This window comes from Micromonospora sp. NPDC051300, assembly GCF_044455315.1.
Taxonomy (GTDB): Bacteria; Actinomycetota; Actinomycetes; order Mycobacteriales; family Micromonosporaceae; genus Micromonospora; species Micromonospora robiginosa.
On the sequence record NZ_JBITEP010000039.1, the window covers coordinates 1 to 12,517 of the forward strand.

A 12,517-nucleotide genomic window follows, 5' to 3' on the forward strand; every position below is an offset into this window, starting at 1 on the left:
CTTCTTGTCTGCCATGACGTGGTCCTTCCCGGACAGGATCAACGTCCTGTCCAACGGACCACACCCAGGTCAAACACGGAAATCTACGCAGTCCCAGCGTCATCAGCCGACGCCGGAAGATATTCAATACCGCGATCGAATACGCGGTGGAGAAGCGACTCTTGCCGGCAAACCCGCTCCCGCAGTTGAAATGGAAGCCGCCGAAAACCGTGACCACGATCGACCGGCGATCGGTTGCCAACCCGGTGCAGGTGCGAACCCTGCTGGACGGAGTGCGAGAGCAGGGCCGAATCGGTCCGCGCATGGTGGCTTTCTACGCCTGCCTCTACTACGCCGCACTGCGACCGGAGGAAGCCGTACGCCTCGCCAAACCGAACCTGCATCTGCCCGATAAGGGGTGGGGGGAATTCACCCTTGACGGAGCCGACCCGCACGCTGGCCGCGAATGGACCGACAGTGGAAAGAATCGTGACAGCCGACAGCTCAAGCAGCGAGCACGAGGGGAGACGCGAACGGTTCCCTGCCCGCCCGAGCTGACCGCGATCATTCACGCGCATGTCGGGTTGTTCGGCTACGGGCCGAACGGTCGCCTGTTCGTGGGGGAGCGCAACAAGGAGGAACTTCCCAAGGGCACGATCAACCGCGTATGGCGCTGGGCACGTGGCGCTGTGTTCACGCCCGAGGTACATGCCTCGCCGCTGGCTCGCACCCCGTACGACCTGCGGCACGCTGCCGTGTCGACGTGGCTCAACGGGGGAGTGCCGCCGACGCAGGTGGCCGAGTGGGCGGGGCAATCCGTGGAGGTGTTGCTCAGGATCTACGCCAAGTGCCTTGACGGCGGTGACGCGGCTCTTCGGCAGCGCATCGAGAGAGCGCTCGGGCACGGCTGAGGGCGCCGCGTTCCGTGGCACGCATTTGGCACAGACGTCCGCCACGGGCCGGTGACGGCCGGACACAGCCGGACACATGATGAAGGCCCCTGACCAGGTTTCGCCTGGTCAGGGGCCTCTTCGTGCTGGTCAAAGCCTTCTTAGCTAGTGTGCCCCCGGCAGGATTCGAACCTGCGCCCCCGCCTCCGGAGGGCGGTGCTCTATCCCCTGAGCTACGGGGGCTCAGCGACCCGAGAAGAGTAGCAAACCCCTTCCCGGATCTCCGAATCGGTATCGCCGGGGAGTCGATCTTCGCCGGTCAGGCGGCGGCGAGGGTACGACCGCAGCTCGGCAGCGGGTGCAGCGCGATGCGGCGGGGCAGCCGGCGGGGCCACTCGTTGCGCGGCCAGGAGCCGTCCACGATCAGGTGCACGGCGCGTTCCTCGGCGCCGCTGAGCCGCAGCACGAAGTCCCGGGGCAGCGGCGGGTCCACCGACGGCGTGGTGACCATGAAGCGCACCCGCCCCCGGGAGGAGACCGCCGAGACCACGTCGGCGGCGGGCATGGTGCCGCGCAGCCGCACCCGGCCGATCCAGTAGACCTCCGCGGCGTGCTCCTGCGCGGCCCGGGTGATCGCCGGGTACTCGCTGCGCACCCACCGCTCGACCGCGCCGACGCACAGCCCGCAGGCCCGCTCGCGCGGCTCGCGCGGCCCGAGCCCCCAGGCCCGGAGGTACGCCCCGACGGCGCCGGCGTCCATGGCCAGCGCGAACCGACGCTCGATGAGCGTCGTCAGGCTCTGCCGGGTCCAGAGTTCCTCGTCGATGCCGAACGCGTCGGGGTGGACACCCCGGAGCACGTCGATGAGTTCGAGTTCCTGTTCGCGACTGAGCGTTCCCGGCTCGCCCTGTCGCAGTCCGCGACGGACGGCTGCCACCGCCCCGTCACCGCCGATGGTGTGGCGTCGGCACCAGCTGGTCACCGACCGCCCTGCGTCTCTGAGTGCAACCCCCACGTCCTGCGCAACGAGCCCGAACCGTAACCGGTCACGATATGTATGGAGAAAACTCCCGAAGCAGTGCAATGGGTCGTTATCCCCAAAACGTTACAAACGGTCAAAGCGGACAAGCGGGACGTCAGGGCGTGCCACCCAGGCGCTTCAGCGCCGCGTTCAGGTTGGCCAGGTCGTTCTGCTGGGTGTTCTTCATGACCTGGGCGACCGCCAGCACGTCGTCGTCGTGCCCCTCGTCCAGGATCCCGTCGATCATGTGCACCCCGCCGAGGTGGTGCCGGATCATCATGTTCAGGAACAGCACGTCGAACTCGCGACCGCTCGCTGCCTTGAGCTTCGCCATCTCCTCCGGCGTGGCCATGCCCGGCATCAGGCCGTCCTTCACCAGCCCGGCGCCGTCCGGCATCCACGCCATCGGGGCCTGGTCACCTGTCGGGTCCAGCTTCCAGGAGCGCAGCCAGGTCTGCATGGTGCCGATCTCACCCTGCTGCCCGGTGGCGATGTCCACGCCTACCTGCCGCACCTCCGGGTCCTGGCCCTGGCGGAACGCCAGCAGCCCCATGGCCACCGCCTGGTTGTGGTGGGCGGTCATGTCCCGGGCGAAACCGGCCTCCGCCGAGGTGTCCCCCGGGCGGGTCAGCGCCGGGGTGAGCAGGCCGCCGGCGTACCCGAGGAGCAGCCCGACCACGACGGCGGCGGCCACGGCCAGCAGGCCGTAGCGCCGCGCCGCCGGCCGGCCGCCCTGGTCGGCGGCCGGCACCTCGTCGTCGAACTCGCTGTCGGTGGTCACCGGAGCGGTCATCGCGGCGTCCTCACTGGGTGGGCTGCTCGGGCATGTTCGGCTGCACGTTGTCCCGGACGGCGCCGGTGGCGGTGATGCCCTGGTCGCAGAGCGCGTTCGGGCCCTCGATCGAGGCGTTCACCCGCAGCGTCTTGATGAACTCGTCGATCCGGCCGTCGTCGGCGTTGTCGACCTTGAGCTGGAAGCCCCAGGCCTGGAGCGAGATCGGCTTGTCCAGCCCCTCGTAGGGGCTGAGCATCAGCTTCTCCTTGCCCTGCACCTTGCTCTTCAGCTTCGCCACCTGGTCGGCGGGCAGGTCCGGGCGGTAGGTGATCCACACCGTGCCGTGCTCCAGGCTGTGCACCGCGTGCTCGTTGGCGATCGGGGCGTCGTAGACGTCACCCATGCAGTTCTGCCAGGCCTGGTTGTGCGGGCCGCCGACCGGCGGGGACTGCTCGTACTTGAGCGTGCCCGGCTGGTGCTGGCCGCCCTTGAGCAGGTCCTTGTCCTTCTTGCGGAGGTCGACGATGCCGTTGATCGCGTCGGCCCGCTTCTGCCACGGCTGGGCGCCCTGGTAGACCGACCAGGCGCCGATGCCGATGATGGCGACGGCGAGCACGCCGACCGCGGCGAAGAGCGCGATCGGACCCCACGAACGACCCTGGCTCACCTTCACCGGGGTCACCGGCTTGCGGCCCTTGCCCCCGGCGCCCGGCCGTGGCCCGCCCTTGCCGGCGCCCGGCTTGCCCGCACCGGCCTTGGCGGCGGGCTTGTCGCCGGCCGCGGGTCGGCCGGCGGCCGGCTTCTTGCCGGTGCTGACCACGGTGGGACGGCGTTCCGGGCCGCCCGGGGTGCTGATGCTCATCGTGCCTCGTCAGGTCGGTCGGTCAGGGGAGCGCGGGGCCGGTTCACATGCTGGGTCGCCGCCGCGGTGCCCGAGTCTACCCCCGATAACATGGATCGGTGACTCCCGCAGAACTCGCCGAGGTCGTCCTCGCCGCAGCCCACGCCGTCTTCGACGAGCGGGGTCTGGACCGCGCCGCGCTGCCCGCGCAGACCACCGTCGAGCGACCCCGTAACCCCGATCACGGTGACTACGCCTCCACGCTGGCGCTGCAGCTCAGCAAGAAGGTCGGGGTGCCCCCGCGGGAGCTGGCCACCGCGCTGGCCGAGCAGCTCGGCAGGGCGCCGGGGATCAAGTCGGTGGAGATCGCCGGCCCCGGCTTCCTGAACATCCGGCTGGACGCGGCCGCCGCCGGGCAGCTCGCCAAGGTCATCGTCGAGGCCGGCCCGGCGTACGGGTGCAGCGACACCCTGGCCGGGCAGCGGATCAACCTGGAGTTCGTCTCGGCGAACCCGACCGGCCCGGTGCACATCGGCGGCGTCCGCTGGGCGGCGGTCGGCGACGCGCTCAGCCGGCTGCTGCGGGCCACCGGGGCCGACGTGGGCACGGAATACTACTTCAACGACGCCGGGTCCCAGATCGACCGGTTCGCCCGCTCGCTGCTGGCCGCCGCCAAGGGTGAACCGGCCCCCGAGAACGGCTACGGCGGCGCCTACGTCGCGGAGATCGCCGCCGAGGTGATCAAGGCCCGGCCCGACGTGCTGGACCTGCCCGACGACGCCGCCCAGGAGGTCTTCCGGGTCGAGGGCGTCCAGCTCATGTTCGCCGAGATCAAGTCCTCGCTGCGCGACTTCGGCGTCGAGTTCGACACCTACTTCAACGAGAAGGACCTGCACGACCGGGGTGAGCTGGACCAGGCGCTGACCCGGCTGCGCGAGCAGGGCCACCTCTACGAGTCCGACGGGGCGACCTGGCTGCGCACCACCGACTTCGGCGACGACAAGGACCGGGTGCTGCGCAAGTCCAACGGCGAGTGGACCTACTTCGCCGCCGACTGCGCCTACTACCTGGACAAGCGGGAGCGCGGCTTCGAGCGGGTCGTGATCATGCTGGGCGCCGACCACCACGGCTACATCGGCCGGATGAAGGCGATGTCCGCCTGCTTCGGCGACGACCCGGCCCGCAACCTGGAGATCCTCATCGGCCAGCTCGTCAACCTGGTGCGCGACGGCGCCCCGGTGCGGATGAGCAAGCGGGCCGGCACCGTGGTCACCCTGGAGGACCTGGTCGACGCGATCGGCGTGGACGCCTCCCGCTACGCGCTGGCCCGCTACTCCAGCGACTCACCTATCGACATCGACGTCGAGCTGTGGACCCGGGCCACCCGCGACAACCCGGTCTACTACGTGCAATACGTCGCGGCCCGCACCGCCAGCGTCAACCGCAACGCCGCCGAGGTGGGGCTGACCCGGGGTGACGCCGCCGACTTCCGCGCCGAGCTGCTCGACCACGAGAAGGAGAACGAGCTGCTCAAGGAGCTGGCCGCGTTCCCGTCCGTGGTGGCCGCCGCGGCCGAGCTGCGCGCCCCGCACCGGCTCTCCCACTACCTGGAGGACCTGGCGCAGGCCTACCACCGGTTCTACGACAACTGCCGGATCCTGCCGCGCGGCGACGAGAAGGTCACCGACCTGCACCGGGCCCGGCTCTGGCTCAACGACGCCACCCGGGTGGTCATCGCCAACGGCCTGCGCCTGCTCGGCGTCTCCGCGCCGGAGCGGATGTAGACATGCGAGCCCACGAGGCCGGTGCCCTGCACGGCGACATCGGCAACCGGGGGCCGGCCTGGCTGCGTACCCCGGTCGACGTCAACTCCCTGGTGCCGCAGCTCTGGCCGCGGCACGTGGCGCGCGGCGCGGCCGGCGCGCTGACCGTGGCCGGCCTCGACGTCCGTGACCTGGCCGCCGAGTTCGGCACCCCGGCGTACGTGCTGGACGAGGACGACCTGCGCGAGCGCTGCCGCGAGTTCCGGGCCGCCTTCCCGGACGCGGACGTCTACTACGCCGGCAAGGCGTTCCTCTGCCGCGCGGTGGTCCGGATGATCGCCGAGGAGGGCATGTTCCTCGACGTCTGCACCGGCGGCGAGCTGGCCACCGCGCTGTCCGCCGGGATGGACCCCGCGCGGATCGGCTTCCACGGCAACAACAAGTCGGTCGCCGAGCTGACCCGGGCGGTGGACGCCGGGGTCGGGCGGATCATCGTCGACTCGACCACCGAGATCGACCGGCTCACCGCGCTGGCCCGGGAGCGCGGCGTCCGCCCCCGGGTGCTGCTGCGGGTCACCGTCGGCGTGGAGGCGCACACCCACGAGTTCATCGCCACCGCGCACGAGGACCAGAAGTTCGGCTTCTCGCTGGCCGGCGGCGCGGCCGCCGCGGCGGCGTTCCGGATCCTCGACGAGGACGTGCTGGAGCTGCGCGGGCTGCACTCGCACATCGGCTCGCAGATCTTCGACGCCAGCGGCTTCGAGGTCTCCGCCCGCCGGGTGCTCGCCCTGCAGGCGCAGATCCGCGACGCCCGCGGCGTGGAGCTGCCCGAGCTGGACCTGGGCGGGGGCTTCGGCATCGCGTACACCACGCAGGACGACCCGGCCTCGCCGCACGACCTGGCCAAGCGACTGCGGAAGATCGTCGACGGGGAGTGCGCGGCCGAGAACCTGGCCGTGCCGCACCTCTCCGTCGAGCCCGGCCGGGCGATCGTCGGCCCGGCCGTGTTCACGCTCTACCAGGTCGGGACCGTCAAGGAACTGGACGGCCTGCGGACGTACGTCAGCGTCGACGGCGGGATGAGCGACAACATCCGCACCGCGCTCTACGACGCGTCCTACTCGGCCACGCTCGCCGGCCGCGCGTCGGACGCGGAGCCGATGCTGGCCCGCGTGGTGGGAAAGCACTGTGAGTCCGGGGACATCGTGGTGAAGGATGAATTCCTGCCCGCCGACGTGCAGCCCGGAGATCTTGTCGCGGTGCCCGGCACCGGCGCCTACTGCCGGAGCATGGCCAGCAACTACAACCATGTGCCGCGCCCACCTGTCGTCGCCGTCCGCGACGGTTCGGCCCGGGTGATCGTTCGTCGGGAGACGGAAGACGACCTGCTCGCATTGGATGTGGGATGACCTCACCGGTTCGCTTGGCACTTCTCGGCTGCGGCACGGTCGGCGGCGACGTGGTGCGCCTGCTGCACGAGCAGTCGGCCGACCTCGCCGCCCGGATCGGCGCGCCGCTGGAGATCGCCGGCATCGCCGTGCGGCGGCTCGGGCGGGACCGCGGTGACCTGCCGGTCGACCCGGCCCTGTTCACCACCGACCCGCTCGGGCTGATCAAGCGGGACGACGTGGACGTGGTGGTGGAGGTCGTCGGCGGCATCGAGCCGGCCCGCGGCTGGCTGGTCGAGGCGTTGCGCGCCGGCAAGAGCGTGGTCACCGCCAACAAGGCGCTGCTCGCCGAGGACGGCGCGGCGCTGCACGACGCGGCCGCCGAGGGCGGCGCCGACCTCTACTACGAGGCGAGCGTCGCCGGGGCCATCCCGCTGCTGCGCCCGCTGCGGGAGTCGCTGCACGGCGACCGGATCACCCGGGTCACCGGCATCGTCAACGGCACCACCAACTTCATCCTCTCCGCGATGGACGCGACAGGCGCCGGTTTCGCCGAGGCGCTGGAGGAGGCCACCGAGCTGGGCTACGCGGAGGCCGACCCGACGGCCGACGTGGAGGGCTTCGACGCCGCCGCCAAGGCCGCGATCCTCGCCTCGCTGGCGTTCCACACCCGGGTCACCGCCGCCGACGTGCACCGCGAGGGCATCACCGAGGTGACCGCGGCGGACGTGGCCAGCGCCAGGGCGATGGGCTGCACGATCAAGCTGCTCTGCATCGCCGCGCGGGGCGTCGACGCCGCCGGCGGCGAGACCGTCAACGTCCGGGTGCACCCGGCGATGATCCCGCTGACCCATCCGCTGGCCCGGGTGGGCGACGCGTTCAACGCGGTCTTCGTCGAGGCCGACGCGGCCGGGCAGCTCATGTTCTACGGCCGGGGCGCGGGCGGCGCGCCCACCGCCAGCGCGGTCCTCGGCGACGTGGTGGCGGTGGCCCGCAACCGCATCGCCGGGGTGCACGCGGCAAGCGAGTCGGCGTACGCGGGCCTGTCGGTGCGGCCGATGGGGGAGGCGCTCACCCGCTACCACATCAGCCTCGACGTGGCCGACCGGCCGGGTGTGCTGGCGTCGGTCGCCGGGGTGTTCGCCCGGCACGAGGTCTCCATCGCCACCGTGCGGCAGGGGCCGGCCGGCGGCGACGCCGAACTGGTCATCGTCACCCACGTCGCGCCGGACGCCGCGCTCGCGGCCACCGTGCGGGAGCTGCGCGGGCTGGAGACCGTCCGCTCGGTCACCAGCGTGTTGCGGGTCGAGGGCGGCGCGTAACCAGGCCGTCCCGCCTGATGGTTAAGGCAGGGTGTGGCGGTGACCGGCCGGGCAGGCTGGGTCACGCTGGTGACGGGCCCGTGACCGGGGCGACGGAGGCGAGGAGCGCGACATGTGGCGAGGGTTGATCGAGGCGTACCGGGACCGGCTGCCGATCACCGACGCCACTCCCGTCGTGAGCCTGCACGAGGGCAACACGCCGCTGCTGCCGGCGCCGGTGCTCTCCGCCCGGGTCGGCGCCGACGTGTGGCTCAAGGTCGAGGGCGCGAACCCGACCGGCTCCTTCAAGGACCGGGGCATGACGGTCGCCGTCTCCAAGGCGGTCGAGGCCGGTGACAAGGCGATCATCTGCGCCTCCACCGGCAACACCAGCGCGTCGGCCGCCGCGTACGCGGCCCGCGCCGGGATCACCTGCGCCGTGCTGGTGCCGCAGGGCAAGATCGCGCTGGGCAAGCTGGCCCAGGCGCTGGTGCACGGCGCGAAGCTGCTCCAGGTGCAGGGCAACTTCGACGACTGCCTGGCGCTGGCCGGCAAGCTCGCCCAGGACTTCCCGGTCGGGCTGGTCAACTCCGTGAACGTCTACCGGCTGCACGGGCAGAAGACCGCCGCCTTCGAGATCGTCGAGGCGCTCGGCGACGCGCCCGACATCCACTGCCTGCCGGTCGGCAACGCCGGCAACATCTCCGCCTACTGGATGGGCTACTCGGAGGACCTGCACGAGGGCAACGCCACCCGGGCCCCCCGGATGTACGGCTTCCAGGCGGCCGGCGCGGCCCCGATCGTCACCGGCCGGATGGTGCCCGAGCCGTCGACCATCGCCACCGCCATCCGGATCGGCAACCCGGCGAGCTGGACGAAGGCCGTCGACGCGCGGGACGCCTCCGACGGGCTGATCTCCGCGGTCACCGACCGGGAGATCCTGTCGGCCTACCGGCTGCTGGCCCGCGAGGTGGGCGTCTTCGTCGAGCTGGGCAGCGCGGCCAGCGTGGCCGGTCTGCTCCAGCAGGCCGACGCGGGCCGGGTGCCGGCCGGGTCGCGGGTGGTCTGCACGGTCACCGGGCACGGCCTGAAGGACCCGGAGTGGGCCATCTCGACCGCCCCCGCGCCGCTGACCGTCGCCAACGACCCGATCGCCGCCGCGCGCGCCCTCGACCTGGCCTGAACCCGCCCGCCCCGACAGCGGGCGACGCGAGCGGGTGCGGCAGACTCAGGGCACCCCGCAGACCCCTCCTCAGGAGTGACCAACGCCCATGTCGTTGCTCGCCAGATTCAGTCTTGCCAACCGGGGCCTGATCGCCCTGATCGCGTTGGTGACGACGGCCTTCGGCCTGTTCGCCGTGCCGTCGCTCAAGCAGCAACTGCTGCCGTCGCTGGAGTTCCCCGCCGCGTTCATCGTGGCGCCGTATCCGGGCGCCGCGCCCGAGATCGTCGAGTCGCAGGTCGCCGAGCCGATCGAGAACAGCCTCCAGGGCATCCCGGGGCTGGAGAAGGTGACCTCCACGTCCCGCGAGGGCGCGGCCACCGTCCAGGTGCAGTACGAGTTCGGCACCGACCTGGACGACGTGGTCAGCAAGATGGAGACCGCGATCAACCGGGCCCAGCTCCCCGAGGGCGTGGACCCGCAGGTGATCGCCGGCAGCACCGACGACCTGCCCGCCGTGGTGGTGGCCGCGACCGGCGACGGCGACGAGCGGGCGTTGGCCGAGAAGCTGCGCGCCACGGTGGTGCCGGAGCTGGAGGGGCTGGACGGGGTCCGCTCGGTGGACGTCACCGGCGCCCGGGACCAGGTGGTGACGATCACTCCGGACCCGGCGAAGCTGGCCGCGGCACGGGTGGCGCCGACCGCCATCGCGCAGGCGTTGAAGACCAACGGGGTGGCGGTGCCGGCCGGCGCGCTGGCCGACGGCGACCGTTCGCTGCCGGTGCAGGTCGGCACCCCGATCCGCACCGTGGACGACCTGCGCGGCATCGTGCTCACCACCGCGCCCGCCGCCCCGGTCCGCCTCGGCGACGTGGCCCGGGTGGAGCAGCAGCTCGCCCCGGCGACGTCGTTCACCCGCACCAACGGCAAGCCGAGCCTCGGCATCGCGGTCACCGCCAGCCCGGACGGCAACGCGGTGGGCATCTCGCACGACATCCGGGACCGGTTGGCCGACCTGAAGGACGCCTCCGGCGCGGAGCTGACAGTGGTCTTCGACCAGGCGCCGTTCGTCGAGCGGTCCATCGAGAGCCTCACCACCGAGGGCCTGCTCGGCCTGCTGATGGCGGTGGTGGTGATCCTGGTCTTCCTGCTCTCGATCCGATCCACGGTGGTCACCGCGGTCTCCATCCCGCTGTCCGTGCTTGTCGCGTTGATCGTGCTGTGGGCGGGCGACTACTCGTTGAACCTGCTCACGCTCGGCGCGTTGACCATCGCGGTCGGCCGGGTGGTCGACGACTCCATCGTGGTGCTGGAGAACATCAAACGACACCTGGAGTACGACGAGGAGAAGCGGGCGGCGATCCTGGCCGCGGTCCGCGAGGTGGCCGGCGCGGTGACCGCCTCCACCCTCACCACGGTCGCCGTGTTCGCGCCGATCGCCCTGGTGGGTGGCTTCGTCGGGCAGTTGTTCGCGCCGTTCGCGATCACCGTGACGGTGGCCCTGCTCGCCTCGCTGCTGGTGTCGCTGACCGTGATCCCGGTGCTTGCCTACTGGTTCCTGCGGCCGCGTCGCGGCGCGGACGACGAGGCCGCCCGCCGGGCCGCCGAGGAGAAGGAACTGCGCAGCCCGTTGCAGCGGGCGTACCTGCCGGTGATCGGGTTCGCCACCCGGTCCCGCAAGAGCCGGTGGGCGACCGTGGCACTCGGCCTGCTGGTGCTGCTGGGCACGTTCGGCCTGGCGCAGAAGTTGGAGACGAACTTCCTGGACGACTCCGGCCAGGACACGCTCGCCATCCGGCAGGAGATGCCGGCCGGCACCGGGCTCGCCGGCACCGACCGGGCCGCCGCCCGGGTCGAGGAGGTGCTGCGGCGCACGCCGGGGGTGGAGACCTACCAGGTCAGCGCCGGTGGTGGGGACAACCCGTTCGCCGGAGGCGGCGGCAGCGACCGCGCCTCCTGGTCGCTGGCGCTCTCCGACGACACCGACGCCAAGACGGTGCGTGAGGCGCTGCGCGAGGAGTTCGACACGCTCGGCCCGGAGGTCGGCGAGTTGACCTTCGGTGGCGGGCAGAACGCCTCCGCCAACCAGGTCGAGGTGGTGGTGCAGGCCGCCGACCAGGAGACGCTGGCGCGGGCGGCGGAGGAGGTCCGGGCCGCGATGGCCGGCACCTCGGGCGTCGAGGACGTCACCACGAGCCTGGCCACCCGGGTGCCCCGGGTGGAGGTGACCGTGGACCGGGTCGCCGCGGCCCGGGCCGGTCTCACCGAGGCGGCCGTGGGGCAGGTCGTGGCGCAGGCGTACCGGGGGGCGCCGCTGGGCCAGGTGACGCTGGACGGCGCCGCGCAGGACGTGGTGCTGAGCACCGGGGCCCGGCCGCCGGTGAGCGTGGCCGAGCTGCGGGCGCTGCGGGTGGGGGCGGTGACGCTTGACGCGATCGCCGACGTCGACCAGGTCGACGGCCCGCAGCAGGTGACCCGGATCGACGGGGAGCGCAGCGTCTCGGTGACCGGCACGGCCACCGGCTCGAACCTCGGGGCCACCACGCAGGAACTGCAGAAGAAGCTGGACGCGTTGGACGTGCCGGGCGCCACGTACGTGATCGGCGGGGTGAGCGCCGACCAGGCGGACGCGTTCGCGGACCTCGGGCTGGCCGTCCTGGCCGCCATCGCGATCGTCTTCCTGATCATGGTGGCCACGTTCCGCAGCCTGACCCAGGCGCTGATCCTGTTGATCTCGGTGCCGTTCGCGGCGACCGGGGCGATCGCGCTGCTGCTGGCCACCGGGACGCCGCTGGGCGTGCCGGCGCTGATCGGCGTGCTGATGCTCGTCGGCATCGTGGTGACCAACGCGATCGTGCTGCTCGACCTGATCAACCAGTACCGGGCGCAGGGGATGGGGGTCACCGAGGCGGTGGTCGAGGGCGGCCGGCGGCGGCTGCGGCCGATCCTGATGACCGCTGTCGCCACCGTGTTCGCGCTGCTGCCGATGGCGTTCGGACTGACCGGCGAGGGTGGCTTCATCTCCAAGCCGCTGGCGATCGTGGTGATCGGCGGCCTGCTCAGCTCGACCCTGTTGACGCTGGTGCTGGTGCCGACGCTCTACACGATGGTGGAGCGCACCAAGGGTTCCCTGCGGGCCCGCCGGGACCGTCGCCGGGGCGGCCCGGCTCCGGTCGAGGCGGCCCGGCCGGTCGAGCCGGCCGAGGCCCCGGTGCCGGTGCCGGTCGGTGGCGGGGAGGAGCCGGCCAGGCCGCCGGCCCGCCCCTCCGGCGCGTTGATCGACGGTACGGACCAGTTCGAGGTGCTCCGCCTGCCGAAGAGTCGCCGTTCCCCGCTTCCCCCCACCGAGTGAAAGGCGGGGCCCCTGCTTAACGCGTCCTGCATAGGCGGGGGCCCC

At 72.0% G+C, this 12,517-nt stretch carries 9 protein-coding genes and 1 tRNA gene; 6 read left to right on the forward strand and 4 right to left on the reverse strand.

What is annotated here, in order from left to right:
• Positions 1-146 precede the first annotated feature (146 nt).
• The gene (locus ACIA5A_RS28195) at positions 147-890 is read left to right on the forward strand and encodes a tyrosine-type recombinase/integrase (protein ID WP_396767464.1); all 744 of its coding nucleotides are present in this window, start codon (positions 147-149) and stop codon (positions 888-890) included.
• Positions 891-1,040: 150 nt separating this feature from the next.
• Here ACIA5A_RS28195 and ACIA5A_RS28200 read toward each other — a convergent pair.
• The 4 genes from ACIA5A_RS28200 to ACIA5A_RS28215 all read right to left on the reverse strand — a co-directional run bounded on the left by ACIA5A_RS28200 (position 1,041) and on the right by ACIA5A_RS28215 (position 3,527).
• A tRNA-Arg gene (locus ACIA5A_RS28200) sits at positions 1,041-1,112 on the reverse strand.
• Positions 1,113-1,188: 76 nt separating this feature from the next.
• On the reverse strand, positions 1,189-1,884 hold the full coding sequence (locus ACIA5A_RS28205) for a winged helix-turn-helix domain-containing protein (RefSeq protein ID WP_396767465.1): 696 nt from the start codon (positions 1,882-1,884) through the stop codon (positions 1,189-1,191).
• Positions 1,885-2,005: 121 nt separating this feature from the next.
• On the reverse strand, positions 2,006-2,683 hold the full coding sequence (locus ACIA5A_RS28210; protein ID WP_396767466.1) for a DUF305 domain-containing protein: 678 nt from the start codon (positions 2,681-2,683) through the stop codon (positions 2,006-2,008).
• 10 nt (positions 2,684-2,693) lie between these two features.
• A complete protein-coding gene (locus ACIA5A_RS28215; RefSeq protein WP_396767467.1) occupies positions 2,694-3,527 on the reverse strand; it encodes a DUF3105 domain-containing protein in 834 nt (277 codons plus the stop codon).
• A gap of 98 nt (positions 3,528-3,625) precedes the next feature.
• On the opposite strand from ACIA5A_RS28215, the gene argS reads away from it, so the two are divergent.
• The 5 genes from argS (at position 3,626) to ACIA5A_RS28240 (ending at position 12,472) form a co-directional block, all read left to right on the forward strand.
• Positions 3,626-5,290, forward strand: a complete 1,665-nt coding sequence (gene argS / locus ACIA5A_RS28220; protein ID WP_396767468.1) for an arginine--tRNA ligase — start codon at positions 3,626-3,628, stop codon at positions 5,288-5,290.
• Between the two features lie 2 nt (positions 5,291-5,292).
• Positions 5,293-6,678 (forward strand): diaminopimelate decarboxylase, encoded by a 1,386-nt coding sequence (gene lysA / locus ACIA5A_RS28225; protein WP_396767469.1) that lies wholly within the window; start codon positions 5,293-5,295, stop codon positions 6,676-6,678.
• Positions 6,675-7,979 (forward strand): homoserine dehydrogenase, encoded by a 1,305-nt coding sequence (locus ACIA5A_RS28230; protein WP_396767470.1) that lies wholly within the window; start codon positions 6,675-6,677, stop codon positions 7,977-7,979. Before lysA ends, ACIA5A_RS28230 begins: the two co-directional genes overlap by 4 nt.
• 112 nt (positions 7,980-8,091) lie before the next feature.
• Positions 8,092-9,141, forward strand: coding sequence for a threonine synthase (thrC, locus tag ACIA5A_RS28235; RefSeq protein WP_396767471.1), 1,050 nt, complete (start codon positions 8,092-8,094; stop codon positions 9,139-9,141).
• 88 nt (positions 9,142-9,229) lie between these two features.
• Positions 9,230-12,472 (forward strand): efflux RND transporter permease subunit, encoded by a 3,243-nt coding sequence (locus ACIA5A_RS28240; RefSeq protein ID WP_396767472.1) that lies wholly within the window; start codon positions 9,230-9,232, stop codon positions 12,470-12,472.
• Positions 12,473-12,517: the final 45 nt, after the last annotated feature.